Source organism: Paracoccus sp. NIOT.M2S5SZ12, assembly GCF_057748165.1.
Map to the genome: position 1 here is coordinate 74406 of NZ_JBYLFR010000002.1, position 18839 is coordinate 93244.

An 18839-nucleotide genomic window follows, 5' to 3' on the forward strand; every position below is an offset into this window, starting at 1 on the left:
TGGCTGGTCCAGACCGGAGAGACGACATGCGCCACGCCGCCCGCCTTGCCACGCTGCTTCTTGGGATCGCCGCGGTCCCAGCCTGGGCGCAGGACGCGGCCGGCGATCCGACGGTCATCAAGACACATGGCATCGCGACCTTCGGCGAACCCGCGCTGCCCGCCGATTTCCCGCACCTGCCCTATGTGAACCCCGACGCGCCCAAGGGCGGAGAGATGTCCCAGCACGGCATCGGCACCTTCGACAGCTACAACCCCTTCACCTTCCGCGGCCGGGCCACCGCCCCCTCCACGATCATGCTGGAGCGGCTGATGGTGCCGGTGCTGGACGACCCCTATTCTGACTACTGCCTGATCTGCGAGACGATCGAATATCCCGAAAGCCGGGACTGGGTGATCTTCAACCTGCGCCCCGAGGCGCGCTTCAGCGACGGCAGCCCGCTGACCGCCGATGACGTTCTGTTCTCGTTCGAGCTGCTGCGCGACAAGGGCTTTCCGTCCTTCAGCGAGGCGATCAAGCGCATGGTCGAGAGCGCCGAGGTTCTGGACCCGCACCGCATCAAGTTCACCTTCCGCGAGGATGCGCCGCGCCGCGACGTGATCGGGCAGATGGGCGCGCAGATCGTCTTCTCGCGCGCCGATTTCGAGGCCAATGCCCGCGACATCCAGGCGACCAGCACCGTGCCCTTCCTGGGGTCGGGGCCCTATGTCTTCGACAGCGCCGATTTCGGGCGGTCGATCACCATGCGCCGCAACCCGGACTATTGGGGCAAGGACCTGCCCATCAACGTGGGGCGGCACAATTTCGACACGCTGCGCTTCGAGTATTTCGCCGATTTCGACGCGGCCTTCGAGGCGTTCAAGGCCGGCATCTACACCTTCCGCGTCGAGCCGTCCGAGCAGCTGTGGTCCACGGGCTACACCTTCCCGGCGGTGGCCTCGGGTGCGGTCGTCAAGGAGGAGCTGCCCGACGGCAACATCGCGGCGGGTGATGCCTGGGTCTTCAACCTGCGGCGCGAGAAGTTCCAGGACATCCGCGTCCGCGAGGCGATCGGGCTGATGTTCAACTTCGAATGGTCGAACCAGGCGCTGTTCTATGGCATGAACACCCGGCTGGACAGCTTCTGGGACAACAGCGACCTCAAGGCCGAGGGCCCGCCCAGCCCCGAGGAGCTGGCCCTGCTGGAGCCGCTGGCCGCCGACCTGCCCGACGGCGTGCTGACCGCCGATGCCGTCACCAGCCCCGTCAGCGGGGAACGCCAGCTGGACCGCAGCAATGCGCGCCGGGCGGCCGCGCTGCTGGACGAGGCGGGCTGGACCACCGGCAGCGACGGCATCCGCCGCAACGCCGCCGGCCAGACGCTGCGGGTCGAGTTCCTGGACTTCAACCAGAGCTATGACCGCATCGTGAACCCCTATGTCGAGAACCTGCGGGCCATCGGCGTGGACGCGGTCCTGTCACGGGTCGATCCGTCCGAGCTGACCACCCGCACCCGCAGCCATGATTTCGACATCGTGCGCGACAGCCTGGGCAACGGCTATGGCATCGGCGGCGGCACGGCGCAGGTCTTCGGCTCCGAGCACAGCGACGACGTGTTCAACCCGATGGGCTTGGCCAACCCCGCCATCGACGCGCTGATCGAGATCGGCAGCGCCGCCGCGACGGATGCCGAGAACCGCGTCGCCATCCGCGCGCTGGACCGGGCGCTGCGCAGCCTGCGCTTCTGGATCCCGCAATGGTACAAGCCCGTGACCACGGTCGCCTACTGGGACGTCTATGACCGCCCCGAGACCCTGCCCACCCTGGGCCTGGGGGTGACGGATTTCTGGTGGTACGACCAAGCCCGCGCCGAGGAGCTGCGCGCCGCGGGTCAGCTGCGCTGAGCCTGCGATGCGCTTGATTTCCCGGCGCGGATTGCCGACAAGCGCGGTTAACGACAAGGTCCCGCCAAGGGGGCCGCACCGAACGGGGAAGGGCTTGCGCTGATGGGCGCCTACATCCTGCGGCGACTGCTGCTGATCATTCCGACGCTGATCGGCATCATGGTCGTGAACTTCACCCTGACGCAATTCGTCCCCGGCGGCCCGATCGAGCAGATCGCGGCCCAGGTCCGGGGCGAGGGCGACGTGATGGGCAACCTGTCCGGCGCCACCGCCGACAGTGCCGAGCAGCTGGCCGGCGACAGTGGATACGAGGGCGCACGCGGCCTGCCGCCCGAGTTCATCGCCCAGCTGGAGCGCGAGTTCGGCTTCGACAAGCCGCCGGTCGAACGCTTCCTGTCGATGATGTGGAACTATGTCCGCTTCGATTTCGGGGTGTCCTGGTTCCGCTCGATCAGCGTGATGGACCTGGTGGTCGAGAAGATGCCCGTGTCGATCACGCTCGGCCTGTGGTCGACGCTGATCGCCTATCTGATCTCGATCCCCCTGGGCATCGCCAAGGCCACGCGGGACGGGACGCGCTTTGACACCTGGACCTCGGGCGTGATCATCATGGCCTATGCGATCCCGGCATTCCTGTTCGCGGTGGTGCTGATGGTGCTGTTCGCGGGCGGCAGCTACTGGCAGATATTCCCGCTGCGCGGCCTGACCAGCGACAATTTCGCGGACCTGTCGGTCTGGGGCAAGGTCAAGGACTATGCCTGGCACGCGACCCTGCCGGTGATCGCGGCCACGATCAGCAGCTTTGCCACGCTGACGCTCCTGACCAAGAACAGCTTCCTGGACGAGATCAACAAGCAGTACGTGATGACCGCCCGCGCCAAGGGCCTGACCGAGCGCCGCGTCCTGTATGGCCATGTCTTCCGCAACGCCATGCTGATCGTGATCGCGGGCTTTCCGGCGATGTTCCTGGGGGTGTTCTTCGGGTCGTCGATCCTGATCGAGACGATCTTCTCGCTGGACGGGCTGGGGCGGCTTGGCTTCGAGGCGGCGGTCCAGCGCGATTATCCGGTGATCTTCGGCACGCTCTACGTCTTCGGCCTGATGAGCCTGGTCGTGGGCATCCTGTCCGACCTGATGTATGTCTTCGTCGATCCGCGCATCGATTTCGAGCGGAGGGCCGGCTGATGGCGATGTCGGAACTGAACCGCCGCCGCTGGCGCAACTTCCGCCGGAATGGCCGCGCCTTCTGGTCGCTGGTGATCTTTGCCGTGCTGTTTGTCACCGCGATGTTCGCCGAGGTCGTGGCCAATGACAAACCCGTGGTCGTCAGCTATCGCGGCGACCTCTACTGGCCCGCGTACAATTTCTATCCTGAGACCGCGTTCGGTGGCGACTTCGGCACCGAGGCGATCTATCGCGACGAGGCGGTGCAGTGCCTGATCGTCTCGGGCGGGCGCGAGGAATGCTGGGACGACCCCGAGGGGTTCATGGCCGCCGTGCAGTCCGGCTCGACCGACGCGCCCAAGGCCGAGCAGGGCTGGATGGTCTGGCCGCCGATCCCCTATCACTACCGCACCATCAACAACGTGGGCACCGCGCCCTCCGCGCCGGACGCGAACCACTGGCTGGGTACGGACGACACGGCGCGCGACGTGCTGGCCCGCGTGATCTACGGGTTCCGCACCTCGATCCTGTTCACGCTGATCGTGACGGTCGTGGCCTCGACCATCGGCATCGCGGCCGGCGCAATCCAAGGCTATTTCGGAGGACGCACCGATCTGGTGTTCCAGCGCGTGCTGGAGATCTGGGCCTCGACGCCCAGCCTCTACGTCATCATCATCCTCTTCGCGATCCTGGGACGCAGCTTCTGGTTGCTGGTCTTCGTGACCATTCTCTTCGGTTGGCCCGCCTTGGTCGGCGTGGTGCGGGCCGAGTTCCTGCGCGCGCGCAATTTCGAATATGTCCGCGCGGCGCGTGCCTTGGGGGTCAGCGACCGGGTCATCATGTTCCGCCACATCCTGCCCAACGCCATGGTCGCCACGCTGACCATGCTGCCCTTCGTGGTGACCGGCACGATCAGCGGGTTGGCAGCGCTGGACTATCTGGGCTACGGCCTGCCCGCGGGTGCGGCCTCCCTGGGCGAGATGGCGCTTCAGGCCAAGCAGAACCTGCAGGCGCCGTGGCTGGCCTTCACCTCCTTCTTCACCTTTGCGATCATGCTGTCGCTTCTGGTGTTCATCTTCGAGGGCATCCGCGACGCCTTCGACCCGCGAAAGACCTTCCGATGAGCGATCTGCCCATCCGTCCCGCCCCCGGCGCCCCCGCCGCCGTGGCCGAGAGCCATGGCGGGTCCATGCCCGGAGAGGCCGAGGCCCGCCCCGCGCCCGCGCCGCCGTCGGACGCGGTGCTGGCCGTCACCGACCTGCGCATCGGCTTTCGCAGCGAGGGGCAGGTGATCCCCGCCGTCAAGGGCGTCAGCTTTCACATCGCGCGGGGCGAGACGGTGGCCATCGTCGGCGAATCCGGCTCGGGCAAGTCGGTCACGGCGCTGTCCACGGTGCAGCTTCTGGGCGCGTCCGCCGTGGTCGAGGGGTCGGTGAGATACGCGGGCCGCGAGATGGTCGGCGCCCCCGACCGCGCCCTGCGCGAGATCCGTGGCAACGACATCAGCTTCATCTTCCAAGAGCCGATGACCTCGTTGAACCCGCTGCACACGCTGGAAAAGCAGCTCTCGGAAAGCCTGGCGCTGCATCAGGGCCTGAAGGGCGCCAAGGCGCGGGCGCGCATCGTGGAGCTGCTGACCCGCGTCGGCATCCGCGACCCCGAGACGCGGCTGGCCGATTATCCGCACCAGCTGTCGGGCGGTCAGCGCCAGCGCGTGATGATCGCCATGGCGCTGGCCAACGGCCCCGACCTGCTGATCGCGGACGAGCCCACGACCGCGCTGGACGTGACCATCCAGGCGCAGATCCTGTCCCTGCTGGCCGAGCTGAAGGCGACCGAAGGGCTGTCGATGCTGTTCATCAGCCACGACCTGGGCATCGTGCGCCGCATCGCCGACCGGGTCTGCGTGATGAAGGACGGCGAGATCGTGGAACAGGGCCCGGTCGAGGCGATCTTCGCCGATCCGCGCCACCCCTATACCCGCAAGCTGCTGGCGGCCGAACCGCAGGGGCAGGCGCGGCCCGTGCCGCCCGAAGCGCCGGTGATGGTCGAGACGCGCGACCTGAAGGTCTGGTTTCCCATCAAGCGCGGCCTTCTGCGCCGCGTGACCGGTCATGTGAAGGCGGTGGACGGCGCGACGCTCAGCCTGCGCGCCGGAGAGACCCTGGGCGTGGTGGGCGAATCCGGGTCGGGCAAGACGACGCTGGCCTTGGCGATCATGCGGCTGATCGAGAGCCGAGGGCCGATCCTCTATCTGGGCCAGGACATCCAGGGCTGGTCCGGGCCGCGCCTGCGCCGCCTGCGCCGCGACATGCAGATCGTGTTCCAGGACCCCTATGGCAGCCTGTCGCCCCGCATGACGGTCGAGCAGATCATCACCGAGGGCCTGGGCGTCCACGGGGTCGAGCCGGGCCGCGACCGCCGCCGGATGGTCGCCGAGATCATGTCCGAGGTCGGGCTGAACCCCGAGATGATGCACCGCTATCCGCACGAGTTCAGCGGCGGGCAGCGCCAGCGCATCGCCATCGCCCGCGCGATGATCCTGCGCCCCAAGGTCGTCGTGCTGGACGAGCCGACCAGCGCGCTGGACATGACCGTGCAGGTCCAGATCGTCGACCTGCTGCGCGACCTGCAGGAGCGGCACGGGCTGGCCTTCCTGTTCATCAGCCACGACCTGCGCGTGGTGCGCGCCATGGCGCATCACATCATGGTCATGCGCGCGGGCGAGGTGATCGAGCAGGGCAGCACCGCGCAGATCTTCGATGCCCCGCGTGAGGAGTACACCCGCGCCCTGCTGCGCGCGGCCTTTCCGATCCACGCATGAGGATCCTGTTCGTCGACCAGAACTTTCCGGGCCAGTTTCCGCATCTGGCACCCGCCCTGGCCGCGCGCGGCCACGAGGTGCTGGCCCTGACCGACGAGAAGAACGAGCGCACCAGCCCGATCCGCATCCTGCGCTACAAGGCGCCCGATCCGGTGCAGACCGCCAGCGCGCTGGGACGCAGCTATGCCGAGCATGCCGAGCGCGGTCTGCTGGCGGCGCGGGGGGCGCGGGCGCTGCGCGACCGGCACGGGTTCCACCCCGATGTCATCATCGGCCATCCGGGCTGGGGCGAGACGCTGTTCCTGAAGGAGATCTGGCCGCAGGCGCGCCTGCTGGTCTATGCCGAGCTGATGTACCGCACCCGCGGCCATGACGTGGGCTTCGACCCCGAGGTCAGCCCCGACCGGGACGAGACGCGCTTCATGACCGTGGCGCGGTCCGCGCATCTGATCCAGGCGCTGGTGCAGGCCGATGCGGCCATCGCGCCGACCCGCTATCAGGCGGACAGCTTTCCGCCCGAGCTGGGCGGCAAGATCACCGTGATCCATGACGGCATCGACACGGCGCGCGTGTCGCCCGACCCCGATGCCGTCCTGACCCTGCCCGACGGGCCGACGCTGCGTGCGGGGGACGAGGTCCTGTCCTATGTCTCGCGCTCGCTGGAGCCCTATCGCGGCTTTCACAGCTTCATGCGCGCGCTGCCCGAGGTGATGGAGGCGCGGCCCCGCGCGCAGGTGGTGCTGGTGGGGGCGGACGGCACCAGCTACGGCGGCAGGCCGCGCGACGCGAACAGCTGGAAGGACAAGATGCTGGCCGAGCTGGGCGGGCGTCTGGACCTGTCGCGGCTGCATTTCCTGGGCCGCGTGCCCTATGCCGACTATCTGGCGCTGATCCGGGTGGCGCGGGTGCATTGCTATCTGACCTATCCCTTCGTGCTGTCCTGGTCGCTGACCGAGGCGATGGCGGCGGGGGCCTATGTCGTGGGATCGGACACGGAGCCGGTGCGCGAGCTGATCACCGATGGCGTCAACGGCCGGCTGGTCGGGTTCTTCGACCGCGAGGCCCTGTCGGCGGCGCTGATCCGAGGGCTTGCGGGCGATCCGGACGCGCCCGCGATCCGGGCGGCGGCGCGGCGCACCATCACTGAGGGTTATGATCTGGCGTCCCGGTCGCTGCCGCGCCAGATTGCCTGGGTGGAAAGCCACGGCCTGATGCGCTAGACCCGTGCGACCCCGACGACGAGGCCCCCATGACCCAGATCCGGCTGACCAACACCCGCACCCGCCGCAAGGAGGATTTCGTCCCCATCGACGCAGGCAACGTGCGTCTCTATCTGTGCGGGCCGACGGTCTATGACCGGGCGCATCTGGGCAATGCGCGGCCGGTGCTTGTCTTTGATCTGCTGGTGCGGCTGCTGCGGCATGTCTATGGCGCGGGCGCGGTCACCTATGTGCGCAACTTCACCGACGTCGACGACAAGATCAACGCCGAGGCGCAGCGCCGCCGCGACGCCGGGTCGGAGCTGTCGCTGGAGGCGCTGATCGCCGAGCGGACCGAGGAGACGATCGGCTGGTATCACGCCGACATGGATGCGTTGGGCGCCCTGCGCCCCGATCACGAGCCGCGAGCCACGGCCTATATCGGCCAGATGATCGTGATGACCGCGGACCTGATCGCCAAGGGCCATGCCTATGAGGCCGAGGGGCATGTGCTGTTCGACGTGCGCTCCTTCCCGGACTACGGCAAGCTGTCGGGCCGGTCGGTCGACGACATGATCGCGGGCGCGCGGGTCGAGGTCGCGCCCTTCAAGCGCGACCCGATGGATTTCGTGCTCTGGAAGCCGTCGTCCGACGACCTGCCGGGATGGGACAGCCCCTGGGGACGGGGGCGTCCGGGTTGGCACATCGAATGTTCGGCCATGTCGGCGGCGTTGCTGGGGCCGCATTTCGACATCCATGGCGGCGGGATCGACCTGCAGTTCCCGCACCACGAGAACGAGATCGCCCAGAGCTGCTGCGCCCATCCCGGCGCAGGCTTTGCCAATGTCTGGCTGCACAACGAGATGCTGCAGGTCGAGGGGAAGAAGATGTCCAAATCCTTGGGCAACTTCTTCACCGTGCGCGACCTGCTGGACCGGGGCGTGCCGGGTGAGGTGATCCGCTTTGTCATGCTGTCCACGCATTACCGCAAGCCGATGGACTGGACCGAGGCCAAGGCGCAGGAGGCCGAACGGCATATCGAAGAGTGGTTTTTCGCTCTTGTAAAGGCGGGCTATAGTCGCCGGATGATAGACGTTCTAAAAGACGGCGGCGTCTGGAAGCCCTTGGATGCCGTCGTTAATGCACTTGCTAATGACTTAAACGCTGCGGAGGCAATGGCCGCATTGCATAAGTTCCAGACCAGCGAAAGCGCTGTGCAAATGGCGCCGTTCGCCGCGTCGTTGGAATTGATGGGCTTCGTGTCGGATTGGGATGAAATCGGAAGCATCGCCCGATTGGGTGTAGGAAGCCTTGGCGATCACCCCGCCCGCGAACGTGTCGCTGCCGTATTGATTGCCCGAGACGAAGCGAAGCGGGTCAAGGACTTTGCGACAGCCGATCGAATTCGGAAAGCGTTGGTGGATGCAGGTATTGAGATCCGTGATACGCCCGGCGCACCGTCCTCATTTACCATCCCGGGCGATTTCGATGAATCGGTCTTGGACGGTCTAGCTTAATGACCCTGGAGGCCTGCACCGAGAGCCTGCGGCAGCATGACCCCGACCGCTTCGGTGCGGTGCTTGTGGCCGAGCCGCAGGACCGCCCGGCGCTGGTCACGCTCTATGCGCTGAACCTGGAGGTCGCCCGCGCGCCCTTCCAGTCGGCCGAGCCGATGCTGGCCGAGATGCGGCTGCAATGGTGGATCGACCGGCTGGAGGAGATGGGCCGCGGCAAGGCGCCGCCGCTGCACGACGTGCTGACGCCGCTGTGGAAGGCCTGGGGGGCGGAGGCGGGCGGGCTGGCCGCCCTTGCCGAACCGCGCCGCCGCGACTGCGAGCGCCAGCCCTTTGCCACCCCCGACGCGGTCGCGCGCTATGTCGAGGAGACGGCGGGGCAGCTGATGTGGCTGGCCGCGCGGCGCTGCGGAGCGACGGAAGGCGCGCGCGAGGTGGTCGCCCGTCAGGCGCGTGGCGCGGGGCTGGCGGCCTGGCTGCGCGCGCTGCCGCAATTGCAGGCAGTCCGGCTGGGGCTGGAACCGGCCCGCCCCGAGGACGCGCGGGTCCTGGCCGAACAGGCGCGCGACGGGCTGCGCATGGCCGCGCGGATGCACCGCAAGCTGCCGCGCCGGGCGGCGGCGGCGCTTTATCCGGGCCCTCGCGTGCCTCGCCTGCTGTCCGAGATCATCGCGGGCCGCCTGGACCCCTTCGCCGACAGCCCGCCGATCACCCCGTTCCAGCGGCGCGCATCGCTGGCGCGGCTGGCGCTGACCGGGCGTTGGTGGCGCTGAGCCGGGCAGAAAGGTCTTTTCCTTGCGTCCGGCCTGTGCCAGCAATTGCGAAAGGCCGGGGCGGCAGCAAAGAGGGATCGGGATGGCAAAGGCCAGGTTTGACGCCGAAGCGCGGGCAGGGCTGTCCCTGGTCGCGCCGCCATTCGTCTATGCACTGGTCATCCTGGCCGCGCCGCTGGTCACCATCCTGGCCTACAGCTTCCTGACCGACGGCTATCTGGAGGTCCTGCGCGAATTCACCTTGGACAGCTATGCCCAGGTGCTGACCGACCCGATCGTGCGGACCGTCATGCTGCGCTCGCTGATGGTGGCGGCCATCGTGACGCTGGCCACCGTGGTGATGGCCTTTCCGGTCGCCTATTACGTCAGCTTCTGCGTGCGGCCCGAAAAGAAGGCCATGTGGCTGTTCCTGATCACGATTCCCTTCTGGACCAGCTATCTGATCCGGGTATTCCTGTGGAAGGTGATCCTGGGATACAACGGGGTCATCAACTCGTCCCTGACGGGGCTTGGCATCATCGACGAGCCGCTGACCTTCATCCTCTACAACACCAACGCGATCGTGCTGACGCTGGCCCATGCCTATGCGCCCTTCGCGATCCTGCCGATCTTCGTCGCGCTGGAGAAGATCGACCGCTCCCTGCTGGAGGCCGGGCGCGATCTGGGCGAAAGCCGGCTGATGACCTTCTGGCGGGTGACGCTGCCCCTGGCGATGCCGGGGGTCATCGCGGCGGTGCTGATCGTCTTCATCCCGACCGTCGGCGACTATGTCACGCCCGAGGTCATCGGCGGCGGCAAGATCCCGATGATCGCCAACCTGATCCAGGTCCAGATGCTGGCGCTGGACAACCGGCCCCTGGGATCGGCGCTGGCGGTGACGGCCATGGCCATCGTGGCGGTGGTCAGCCTGGTCTTCCTGTTCCTAAACCGCCGTTTCCTCAGGGTGCGCCAATGAACCGCCAGGGACGCGGGCTTCAGGCCTATGCCATCTTCTATCTGCTGTTTCTCTATGCGCCGATCATCCTGCTGCCGATGTTCGCGCTGAACTCCGGCACGATCATCGCCTTTCCGCTGCAGGGGGTGACGACCGACTGGTTCCGGCAGATGTGGGGCGACGCGACGCTGCGCCGGGCGCTGACCAATTCGCTGACCGTGGCGGTGGCCTCGTCCATCCTGGCGACCTGCTTCGGCATCTTCGCGGCGCGCGCCTCGACCCGCTTCGTCTTTCCGGGCAAGGGCGGGATCATGGGCTTCATCATGCTGCCCATGGTGCTGCCCGAGATCATCGTGGCCATGTCGCTGCTGGTCGTGCTGCTGGGCATGGGGGTGCAGCTGTCGCTGATGACGGTCATCGCGGGGCATACGCTGGTCTGCATGCCCTATGCCATCGCCGTGCTGACCACCGCCTTTTCGTCGCTGGACCGCAGCCTGGAGGAAGCCGCCTATGACCTGGGCGAGACGAAATGGGGCGCGTTCCGTCTGGTCACGCTGCCCCTGGTCATGCCGGGCATCATCAGCGCGCTGCTGATCAGCTTCACCATCAGCCTGGACGAGTTCATCCTGGCCTTCTTCCTGGCGGGGAACGAACCGACGCTGCCCACCTACATCTTCAGCCAGCTGCGCTTTCCGCGCGCGATCCCCGTCATCATGGCGTTGGGCACGGTGCTGGTGATCCTGTCGGTCGTCCTTCTGGCGATCGGCGAATATTTCCGCCGCCGGGGCAATGCCCGCATCGGCGGCAAGCCCACCGGAGGGTTGATGTGACCGAAGCCAAGCCTATGATCGAATGCAAGGGCGTCCACAAGTATTACGGCGATTACCACGCCCTGCGCGGGATCGACCTGACCATCCGGGCCGGAGAGTTCTTCTCCCTGCTGGGCCCGTCGGGCTGCGGCAAGACCACGCTTCTGCGCACCATCGCGGGCTTCGAGGACATCAGCGACGGCGCCATCCTGATCGGCGGCAAGCGCATGGAGGAGGTGCCCGCGAACAAGCGGCCCACCAACATGGTGTTCCAGTCCTATGCCATCTTCCCTCACCTGACGGTCGCCGAGAACGTGGCCTTCGGCCTGCGCCGCGATCCGCGCGGCAAGGCCGAGAAGGCCGCCGCGGTCGAGGAGGCGCTGGCCATGGTCGGCCTCAAGGGATACGGCGCGCGGTCCGCCCATGCCCTGTCGGGCGGCCAGCGGCAACGCGTGGCGCTGGCACGCGCGCTGATCCTGAAGCCCAAGGTGCTGCTGTTGGACGAGCCGCTGTCGGCGCTGGACCGCAAGATGCGCGAGCAGATGCAGGTCGAGCTGATCAAGCTGCAGCGGCAGGTCGGCATCACCTTCGTCCTGGTCACCCATGACCAGGAGGAGGCCTTGGTCATGTCCGACCGCATCGCCGTCATGTTCGAGGGCGAGATCGCGCAGCTGGACGGCCCCGAGGCCCTCTATGCCCGGCCGGCCACGCGCCGGGTCGCCGATTTCATCGGGGTGATGAACTTCCTGCCGGCCACGATCCTGTCGGAGATGGGCGGCACGGTCACCGTCGATGTCGCGGGCCTGGGCAGGGTCGAGCTGCCCGAGCGCCAGATCAGCCGCGCCAACCCGGACGACCAGGGGGACGTGATCGGTTTCCGCCCCGAGACGATGACCCTGGTCGGTCCGGGCGCGACCCACACGCAGCCGCGCGAGACCAACGCCACCATCGACGAGGTCGTCTATTACGGCGACATGACCTATTACGACCTGCGCCTGGACGGGGTGGCCCGCGACGACGGCAAGTCGCGCACAGTCCGCATCTCCATGCGCAACGTCTTTGGCCGCGACGTGCAGGAGGTCGGCACGCGGACCCGGCTGGCCTGGTCGCCCGGATCGCTTGTCCTGTTCCGCTAGCGCGGCGTCAGCCTGACCCAGATCCCGTGGCGCGCCCGGATCGTCAGCCGCGCCACGGGCATCGGCTGGCGGTCGGTCACCTCCAGCCGCCACCGCGCGGTGATCGCGGCCAGCATCACCACCCCCTCGACCATCGCCAGCCCCGCGCCGGGACAGGCGCGCGGCCCGGCCAGGAAGGGCAGGAACGCCGCGCGGGCGCTGGCGCGGCCTTCGGGCGTGTCCCACCGGGCGGGGTCGAAGTCGTCGGGTCGGTCCCACAGCCGGTTGTGCCGGTGCAGATGCCACGGAGAGATGACCAACTGCGCCCCGCGCGGCACGGCGCGGTCGCGGAACGTCTCCGGCGCCGTGGCCTCGCGGACGACCATCGCGACGGCGGGATAGAGGCGCAGCGCCTCGCGGAACACGGCGCGTGTGGCGCGCAGCCCGCCGACGCTGGCGAAATCGTCGAGGGTCGCGGCCTCTGCCGCCACGCGCTCCTGCCAGTCGGGATGGGCGGCCAGCAGCCACAGCGCCCAGGCCAGGACCGAGGCGCTGGTCTCATGCCCGGCCAGGAACATCACCGCGACCTGGTCGATCATCTCGGCCTCCGAAAACGGCGTGCCCGTTTCGGGGTCTGGGGTTGTCATGATCCGCGTGGCCAGATCGTCGGGCGCGGTGCCTGCCGCGATGGCCCCGCGACGCTCGCGCACCAGATCGCCGATCAGCCCGCGGATGCGCGCGGCGGTGGCGCGGGTGCGGCGCGAATGGGGCCGCGGCATCCAGGCGGGCAGGGGCAGCAGGGCCGCCAGGTTCACCAGGGGCTGGGCGGCCTGGTGGTCGCGGAACGCCTCGAACACATCCGTGGCGATGCGATGTTCGACGGGCAGCGAGAACAGCGTGCGAAAGATCACGTCGGCGGCGGCATGGGCGGCCTGCGGCTCGATGTCCTGTTCGCCCTGTTCCAGCCGAAGGCTGGCCGCGCGCGCGGCGGCCAGCACGGCGGGAAAGCTGTCGCGCAGCCGGCCGCCGTCGAGGGCCGGGTCGATGATGCGCCGCTGGCGAGCCCAATCCGCGCCGTTCGCGATGAAGACGCCGTTGCCCAGAAGCGGCGCCAGACCCTCGCGCATGCGGTTCGATTTCGGAAAATCGCCCGGCCGCTCCTGCAGGATCAGCCGGATCAGCGCCGGATCGTTGCAGAAGAAGCTGTGGATCAGCGGGGTGCGGAATTCGGCCATCCAAGCGCCGTAGAGGCGTTCGGGCAGCGCGCCCAGCAGGTCACGCCGGAACCCCCGGATCAGCCCGCGCAGGGTGCCGCGCCCCTCCGCGCCCCGGGGCCGGGGCGTCACCGCGCGCCCACGGGCCGGGTGATCCGCGCGGGCGACGGTTTGCGCCCCGCGAACCGCTGCGCCAGCGTCCGCGGGCCGGCGGTGATGGCGAAATAGTCGTAATCGCCGGGCCGGTCGAAGGCGCAGAGATACTGGAAATGCAGCCGGAACCAGCGGTTCCTGAGCGCCGCCAGCCGTTCGGGCGACAGCGTGTGGCTGTAGGCCGCCGAGAGGACCAGCGGCCCCCGCTGATCCGCCCCGCCCAGCCCGCAGACCGCCACCGGATCGCAGAGCGCGAAGCAGCAGGCATCGCCCGGCGCGGTCACGTCCAGCCAGAACAGCTGGTCGCTGCGCGAGATCCAGGCCAGATCGTCGCGAAGCCGCGTCGCATCGGGCAGGAAGGCCGCCATCGGCACGACCTGGCCAAGCGTCAGCAGCGACAGGGCCGGGCCGGGGGCCTGGCGCGTGCGCAGCAGGTCGGCCAGCAGCGACACCGCCAGATAGGCGCCCGAGGAATGGCCCACGACCAGCACCTCGTCCGGGCCGTCGTCCAGGATCGCGTCCAGACGGGCGCGGAAGGCGGTCAGGCGCGCCTCCAGCGCGGGCGGATAGGCGCCGCGATGGGCCGCGGTGAAGGCATAGTCGTGCATCAGGTAATAGGCAAAAAGGCGGCCATCCAGCCTCCGCCCCGCCACCAGCACGCCCCAGGCCGCAGCCGCGCCCAAGGCCAGACCCGGCCAGCCGCCGACCAGCCACGCGGCCAGCGCCCCCGCCAGGACCGCCAGCGCCAGCTGCGCCAGCAGCACCGCGATGGGATAGAGCGCCGCGATGACCGGCCCGCGCCGCAGCCGCATCAGCCGCGACAGGGTCCCGGTGGCGATATAGGTCCAGGCGGTGCGCACCAGCTGCAGGTATGTGCCCGCGATGCTGCGCCGCATCGAGGCCTGCACAATGTCCGACCAAACGGCGACCTCGATCACGGTGGCGGTGTCGCGCCCCTCGACGCGGCCGTGGACGGCCCAGGCAAAGCCCTCGGCCCGCGCCTTGGTGATGCGCAGCCGGTGGCCCGAGATGCGGGCCTGATCGGCGCCCTCGCGGCGATACAGCTCGCGATAGCGGCGCGGCGGGATCGGGTCGAAACCGGGCAGGTAGAGGACATGGCGTCGGAACGGCGGTTGCATCGGGCCTCTGGGCTATCCCCGCAACAATAGGGGGAAATCCCGCTCCGGCAAGACCGCTTTCCGCGGCGTGCCTAACGCGCCTGCCAGCGCGCCTCCAGCGCCTCGATGGCGGCGATGCGCTGCGCGGTGGGCGGGTGCGACAGGAACCAGGCGGGCGGGCGCGCGCCGCCCGCGCCGGTCAGCGCCTCCAGCTTGCGGAACAGCGACTTCTGCGGGGAGGTGCCGAGGCCCGCCCTGATCATCAGCGCGCTGGCAAACCGGTCGGCCTCAAACTCGTCCTGGCGCGACAGGCGGGCGGCGACGGCGGTGGCGATCAGGTTGGCGATCCAGGCGCCGACGCCCGGCAGGATGCGCCCCAGCACTCCGGCCAGCGCCATGCGGATGGCGTTCTGGCCCGCGAAGTCGATCATCCGGCGGCGCGAATGGCCCAGGCTGACATGGCCCAGCTCATGGGCGATGACGCTGGCCAGCTCCTCGGGCGTGACCTCTCCGGCGTCCAGCTTGCGCAGGAAGCCGCGGGTCAGGAAGATTCGCCCGTCGGGGGCGGCCAGGCCGTTCACCGGCTCGACCTCATAGACATGGGCGCGGATCGGGGGCAGGTCCATCGCGCAGCCCAACCGCTCCAGCATGGGCGTCAGGCGGGGATGGGTCAGGGGCGTGGCCTTCTGGTTCAGCTCCTGCCGCAGGCGCCATGCGGAGAAGAACCACATCGCGACCAGATAGAGCGCCAGCAGGATGAAGGGCAGGTAACGCATCATGCCCCCTATATGGCGGCGCCAGACCGCCCGCGCCAGAGCCTGCGCCCCGCCCAGAACGCCGCAGCCAGCACCGCGGCCGCCGCCAGCGCCTTGAGGGCCGCGGCCTCGTCCCCGCGAAAGCCGCGCCCGGCCAGGTGCCCTGCGCCCAGATGCAGCGCGGCCCAGATCACCTCCCCGGGGATGGAGGCGGCCATGAACCGCGCCAGCGACAGCCCCGCCGCCCCCGCGACATAGTTGGTGGCCGGCCCGAGCGGCGTGACCAGCCAGCGCGACAGGAACACCGCCCCCGCGCCGCGCCGCGCGATCAGCGCCTGCGCGCGCGCCAGGACCGCCCCCCGCCTGCCGCGCATCAGCCACGGCCGCATCCGGCGCGCCAGCAGGAACGCCGCCGCGTCGCCCGCGTTGGCGCCCAGCACCGCGCCCAGCCCGATCAGCGTCAGGTCCAGATGGCCGGTCCCCGTCAGCGCCCCCGCCGCGACCAAGAGCGCCGAGGTCGGCATCGGCACCATCAGGCAGGACAGGAAGGCCATCGCCCCGACCAGCCACGGCCCCCAGACCGGCAGCAGGGCGGCCAGGTCGGCGATCATCCCAGCATCCGCATGGCGCGCGTCAGCCCGTCCAGCGTCAGGGGCAGCATCCGGTCGGGAAAGATCTGCCGCACCATGCCGATGGACTGGGTGTGTCGCCAATGCGCCTCGGGGACGGGGTTCAGCCAGGCGTGGTCGGGCCAGGTCTCGGCCAGGCGCTGCAGCCAGACCTGCCCGGCTTCGGGGTTCCAGTGTTCGTTGGCCCCGCCCGGCACCGCGATCTCGTAGGGCGACATCGACGCGTCCCCCACCACGATGCATTTGTAGTCGCGGCCGAAGCGGCGCAGCACCTCCCATGTGGGGGTCTGCGCGTCCCACCGGCGGCGGTTGTCGGTCCACACGCCCTCATAGAGGCAGTTGTGGAAGTAGAAATGCTGCATGTGCTTGAATTCGGCGCGGGCGGCGCTGAACAGCTCGTCCACCACGCGGATGTGGTCGTCCATGCTGCCGCCCACGTCCAGGAACAGCAGCACCTTGACCGCGTTGCGCCGTTCGGGCCGGGTCCGCACGTCGATATAGCCGTGATCGGCGGTGGCGCGGATCGTGTTGGGCAGGTCCAGCTCGTCCGCCGCCCCGTGGCGCGCCCATTGGCGCAGGCGCTTCAGCGCGACCTTGATGTTGCGGGTGCCCAGTTCGGCGGTGTCGTCGAAGTCGCGGAACTCGCGCCGGTCCCAGACCTTGACGGCGCGGCGGTGGCGGCTGTCGTCCTGGCCGATGCGCACGCCTTCGGGGTTGTAGCCATAGGCGCCGAAGGGCGAGGTGCCCGCCGTCCCGATCCATTTGTTGCCGCCCTGATGACGGCCCTTCTGTTCGGCCAGCCGCTCGCGCAGCTTCTCCATCAGCGCCTGAAAGCTGCCGCTGCCCTGGACCCGGGCCTTCTCCTCATCCGTCAGCAGCGTTTCGGCCAGCTTCTCCAGCCAGTCGCGGGGCAGGGTGCGTTCGTCCAGCAGCGCCTCGGTCGGGATGGTCTCCAGCCCCGAGAAGGTCTCGGCGAAGGCGCGGTCGAAGCGGTCCAGATGGCGTTCGTCCTTGACCAGCACCATCCGGGCCAGCGCGTGGAACCCCTCGACCGTGGTGCCGTCCAGGCCCGCGCGCATGCCCTCCATCAGGTCCAGCCATTCCCGCAGCGAGACCGGAACTCCGTGCCGGCGCAGGCTGTCGAGGAAGGGCAGGAACATCAGGCCATCCGGTGAATGATGATCGTGGCGAACACCCCGATCATGGCCAGTCCCAGGGCAAAGGCAATGGCGTATTGCACCCGGTCGGCGCGCGTGCCGCCCAGCTGCCCGGCGCGGCGCCAGCCCAGGGCGGCCCCGATGATGATGGCTGCGATGACGATCATGGCTGTCCTTCCCGTGGCATGCTGTGGCGCAGATACCCCGCGCGGACCCGACCCGCAACCGGCGCGGGGGGCGGTCAGGCCGCGGGGGTCAGCATGTCGCGGAAGGCGTGCCAGCTGGCCTTGGGGGTGCGGACCATCGTGTCGTAATCGACATGGACCAGCCCGAAGCGCGGCCCGTATCCCCAGCCCCATTCGTAATTGTCCAGAAGCGACCAGTAGAAGAAGCCCCGCACATCGACCCCCTGGTCGATCGCGGCCTTGGTCGCGCGCAGGTGGTCGGCGATGAACTGCACCCGGCGGGCGTCGTCGGTGATGTCGGCGCCCGCCTCCAGCGCCATGCCATTCTCGGTCACGTAGAGGGGCAGGTCGCCGGTGTGGTCGCGCTTGAGCCGGGTCAGGAACTCGGTCAGGCCCTCGGGGCGGATCTCCCATTCCATCTGGGTCTTGGGCAGCGGTCCGGGGGCTTCGCTGGCGCTCGGCCAGAGGCCGTCATTCGCGGTGTAGAGACGCCGCGTGTAGTAGTTGACGCCCAGCCAGTCCAAGGGCTGCGCGATCAGGGCCATGTCGTCCTGCCAGCCGTCGGGCAGGTGCGGGCCGATGCCCTCCAGCGCCGCGTCGGGATAGCCCTGGCCCATCAGCGCGCGGATGAACCACTGGTTGTAGATCGCGTCCTGGGTCGCCGCCGCGCGGGCGGCCTCGGCGCTGTCATCGGCCGCGTGGCTGGTCTCGAAGTTCAGCACGATGCCGAGGTTCCGCGCACCCTCCGCGCGCAGGGCCTGCATCGCGGTGCCATGGGCCAGCAGGACATGGTGCATGGCCCGGCTGGCGGCGCGGATGTCGCGCAGGCCAGGGGCGTGCGCCCCGATGAAATGCGACAGCCAGGCGATGCACCAAGGCTCGTTCAGCGTGGCGGCGGATGCCACGCGGTCGCCGATGCGGGCGTTGATGGTGGTGCACAGGTCCGCGAAGCGTGCCGCAACGTCGCGGTTCTGCCAGCCGCCCTGCGCCGACAGCGCGGCGGGCAGGTCCCAGTGGTGATAGGTCAGGAAGGGCTGCAGGCCGCGTTCGAGCATGCCGTCCACAAGGCGGTCGTAGAAGTCCAGCCCTTCGGGGTTCACGGTCACCCCGTCCGGCATCACCCGCGCCCAGGAGGTCGAGAAGCGATAGGCGCCGAAGCCCGCATCGCGCACCAGGTCCAGGTCCTGCGGCCAGAGCGTCAGGTGATCGCAGGCGCGGCTGCCGTCGGTGCCGTCCATGATGGTGCCGGGCGTGGCGGCGAAGGTGTCCCAATGGGAGAGGCCGGCGCCCGCGGTGCCCTCGATCTGATAGGCCGATGTGGCGGCGCCGAAGGTGAAGCCTTCGGGAAAGTCGGTGCGGGGGGGCAGCATGGGTCTCTCCTCCTGGTGGCGGTAACAGGGTGCCATGTGCGGC

At 68.9% G+C, this 18839-nt stretch carries 17 protein-coding genes; 10 read left to right on the top strand and 7 right to left on the bottom strand.

The window, feature by feature from the left end:
* The first annotated feature begins 26 nt into the window (after nucleotides 1–26).
* The 10 genes from AC2SGK_RS02155 (at nucleotide 27) to AC2SGK_RS02200 (ending at nucleotide 12236) form a co-directional block, all read left to right on the top strand.
* On the top strand, nucleotides 27–1883 hold the full coding sequence (locus AC2SGK_RS02155) for an extracellular solute-binding protein (RefSeq protein WP_488321961.1): 1857 nt from the start codon (nucleotides 27–29) through the stop codon (nucleotides 1881–1883).
* A gap of 102 nt (nucleotides 1884–1985) precedes the next feature.
* Nucleotides 1986–3068, top strand: coding sequence for a microcin C ABC transporter permease YejB (locus tag AC2SGK_RS02160; protein WP_488321962.1), 1083 nt, complete (start codon nucleotides 1986–1988; stop codon nucleotides 3066–3068).
* On the top strand, nucleotides 3068–4171 hold the full coding sequence (locus AC2SGK_RS02165; protein ID WP_488321963.1) for an ABC transporter permease: 1104 nt from the start codon (nucleotides 3068–3070) through the stop codon (nucleotides 4169–4171). The genes AC2SGK_RS02160 and AC2SGK_RS02165 overlap by 1 nt, the downstream gene beginning before the upstream one ends.
* A gap of 65 nt (nucleotides 4172–4236) precedes the next feature.
* Nucleotides 4237–5871, top strand: coding sequence for an ABC transporter ATP-binding protein (locus tag AC2SGK_RS02170; RefSeq protein WP_488322198.1), 1635 nt, complete (start codon nucleotides 4237–4239; stop codon nucleotides 5869–5871).
* The gene (locus AC2SGK_RS02175; protein ID WP_488321964.1) at nucleotides 5868–7091 is read left to right on the top strand and encodes a glycosyltransferase; all 1224 of its coding nucleotides are present in this window, start codon (nucleotides 5868–5870) and stop codon (nucleotides 7089–7091) included. Before AC2SGK_RS02170 ends, AC2SGK_RS02175 begins: the two co-directional genes overlap by 4 nt.
* Nucleotides 7092–7120: 29 nt before the next feature.
* Nucleotides 7121–8587 (top strand): cysteine--tRNA ligase, encoded by a 1467-nt coding sequence (gene cysS / locus AC2SGK_RS02180; RefSeq protein ID WP_488321965.1) that lies wholly within the window; start codon nucleotides 7121–7123, stop codon nucleotides 8585–8587.
* Entirely contained in the window at nucleotides 8587–9357 is a 771-nt protein-coding gene (locus tag AC2SGK_RS02185; protein ID WP_488321966.1) for a squalene/phytoene synthase family protein, read from the top strand. The genes cysS and AC2SGK_RS02185 overlap by 1 nt, the downstream gene beginning before the upstream one ends.
* 82 nt (nucleotides 9358–9439) lie before the next feature.
* Nucleotides 9440–10312 carry an ABC transporter permease gene (locus AC2SGK_RS02190; RefSeq protein ID WP_488321967.1) on the top strand — a complete coding sequence of 291 codons (873 nt, stop codon included), beginning with the start codon at nucleotides 9440–9442 and terminating at the stop codon, nucleotides 10310–10312.
* Nucleotides 10309–11121 (top strand): ABC transporter permease, encoded by an 813-nt coding sequence (locus AC2SGK_RS02195; protein WP_488321968.1) that lies wholly within the window; start codon nucleotides 10309–10311, stop codon nucleotides 11119–11121. Before AC2SGK_RS02190 ends, AC2SGK_RS02195 begins: the two co-directional genes overlap by 4 nt.
* 14 nt (nucleotides 11122–11135) lie before the next feature.
* A complete protein-coding gene (locus AC2SGK_RS02200) occupies nucleotides 11136–12236 on the top strand; it encodes an ABC transporter ATP-binding protein (protein WP_488321969.1) in 1101 nt (366 codons plus the stop codon).
* On the opposite strand, the gene AC2SGK_RS02205 is transcribed toward AC2SGK_RS02200, so the two are convergent.
* From AC2SGK_RS02205 to AC2SGK_RS02235, 7 genes are all read right to left on the bottom strand, one after another.
* Nucleotides 12233–13561, bottom strand: a complete 1329-nt coding sequence (locus tag AC2SGK_RS02205) for a cytochrome P450 (RefSeq protein WP_488321970.1) — start codon at nucleotides 13559–13561, stop codon at nucleotides 12233–12235. The genes AC2SGK_RS02200 and AC2SGK_RS02205 overlap by 4 nt on opposite strands.
* Nucleotides 13558–14721, bottom strand: a complete 1164-nt coding sequence (locus AC2SGK_RS02210; RefSeq protein WP_488321971.1) for a hypothetical protein — start codon at nucleotides 14719–14721, stop codon at nucleotides 13558–13560. The genes AC2SGK_RS02205 and AC2SGK_RS02210 overlap by 4 nt, the downstream gene beginning before the upstream one ends.
* A 71-nt stretch (nucleotides 14722–14792) precedes the next feature.
* Nucleotides 14793–15479, bottom strand: coding sequence for a M48 family metallopeptidase (locus AC2SGK_RS02215; RefSeq protein ID WP_488321972.1), 687 nt, complete (start codon nucleotides 15477–15479; stop codon nucleotides 14793–14795).
* Between the two features lie 5 nt (nucleotides 15480–15484).
* Nucleotides 15485–16066, bottom strand: coding sequence for a DedA family protein (locus AC2SGK_RS02220; protein ID WP_488321973.1), 582 nt, complete (start codon nucleotides 16064–16066; stop codon nucleotides 15485–15487).
* Nucleotides 16063–17244, bottom strand: a complete 1182-nt coding sequence (locus AC2SGK_RS02225) for a vWA domain-containing protein (protein WP_488321974.1) — start codon at nucleotides 17242–17244, stop codon at nucleotides 16063–16065. Before AC2SGK_RS02225 ends, AC2SGK_RS02220 begins: the two co-directional genes overlap by 4 nt.
* A complete protein-coding gene (locus AC2SGK_RS02230) occupies nucleotides 17244–17408 on the bottom strand; it encodes a hypothetical protein (protein ID WP_488321975.1) in 165 nt (54 codons plus the stop codon). Before AC2SGK_RS02230 ends, AC2SGK_RS02225 begins: the two co-directional genes overlap by 1 nt.
* A gap of 74 nt (nucleotides 17409–17482) precedes the next feature.
* Entirely contained in the window at nucleotides 17483–18796 is a 1314-nt protein-coding gene (locus AC2SGK_RS02235; RefSeq protein ID WP_488321976.1) for a GH1 family beta-glucosidase, read from the bottom strand.
* Nucleotides 18797–18839: the final 43 nt, after the last annotated feature.

Bases quoted from the DNA above. Each gene is read 5' to 3' on its own strand.
- AC2SGK_RS02175 (WP_488321964.1), top strand. From the start codon at position 5,868: ATGAGGATCCTGTTCGTCGACCAGAACTTTCCGGGCCAGTTTCCGCAT.
- AC2SGK_RS02195 (WP_488321968.1), top strand. From the start codon at position 10,309: ATGAACCGCCAGGGACGCGGGCTTCAGGCCTATGCCATCTTCTATCTG.
- AC2SGK_RS02200 (WP_488321969.1), top strand. From the start codon at position 11,136: ATGATCGAATGCAAGGGCGTCCACAAGTATTACGGCGATTACCACGCC.
- AC2SGK_RS02235 (WP_488321976.1), bottom strand. From the start codon at position 18,796: ATGCTGCCCCCCCGCACCGACTTTCCCGAAGGCTTCACCTTCGGCGCC.
- AC2SGK_RS02215 (WP_488321972.1), bottom strand. From the start codon at position 15,479: ATGATGCGTTACCTGCCCTTCATCCTGCTGGCGCTCTATCTGGTCGCG.
- cysS (WP_488321965.1), top strand. From the start codon at position 7,121: ATGACCCAGATCCGGCTGACCAACACCCGCACCCGCCGCAAGGAGGAT.
- AC2SGK_RS02190 (WP_488321967.1), top strand. From the start codon at position 9,440: ATGGCAAAGGCCAGGTTTGACGCCGAAGCGCGGGCAGGGCTGTCCCTG.
- AC2SGK_RS02185 (WP_488321966.1), top strand. From the start codon at position 8,587: ATGACCCTGGAGGCCTGCACCGAGAGCCTGCGGCAGCATGACCCCGAC.
- AC2SGK_RS02165 (WP_488321963.1), top strand. From the start codon at position 3,068: ATGGCGATGTCGGAACTGAACCGCCGCCGCTGGCGCAACTTCCGCCGG.
- AC2SGK_RS02220 (WP_488321973.1), bottom strand. From the start codon at position 16,066: ATGATCGCCGACCTGGCCGCCCTGCTGCCGGTCTGGGGGCCGTGGCTG.
- AC2SGK_RS02225 (WP_488321974.1), bottom strand. From the start codon at position 17,244: ATGTTCCTGCCCTTCCTCGACAGCCTGCGCCGGCACGGAGTTCCGGTC.
- AC2SGK_RS02210 (WP_488321971.1), bottom strand. From the start codon at position 14,721: ATGCAACCGCCGTTCCGACGCCATGTCCTCTACCTGCCCGGTTTCGAC.
- AC2SGK_RS02230 (WP_488321975.1), bottom strand. From the start codon at position 17,408: ATGATCGTCATCGCAGCCATCATCATCGGGGCCGCCCTGGGCTGGCGC.
- AC2SGK_RS02170 (WP_488322198.1), top strand. From the start codon at position 4,237: ATGCCCGGAGAGGCCGAGGCCCGCCCCGCGCCCGCGCCGCCGTCGGAC.
- AC2SGK_RS02155 (WP_488321961.1), top strand. From the start codon at position 27: ATGCGCCACGCCGCCCGCCTTGCCACGCTGCTTCTTGGGATCGCCGCG.
- AC2SGK_RS02160 (WP_488321962.1), top strand. From the start codon at position 1,986: ATGGGCGCCTACATCCTGCGGCGACTGCTGCTGATCATTCCGACGCTG.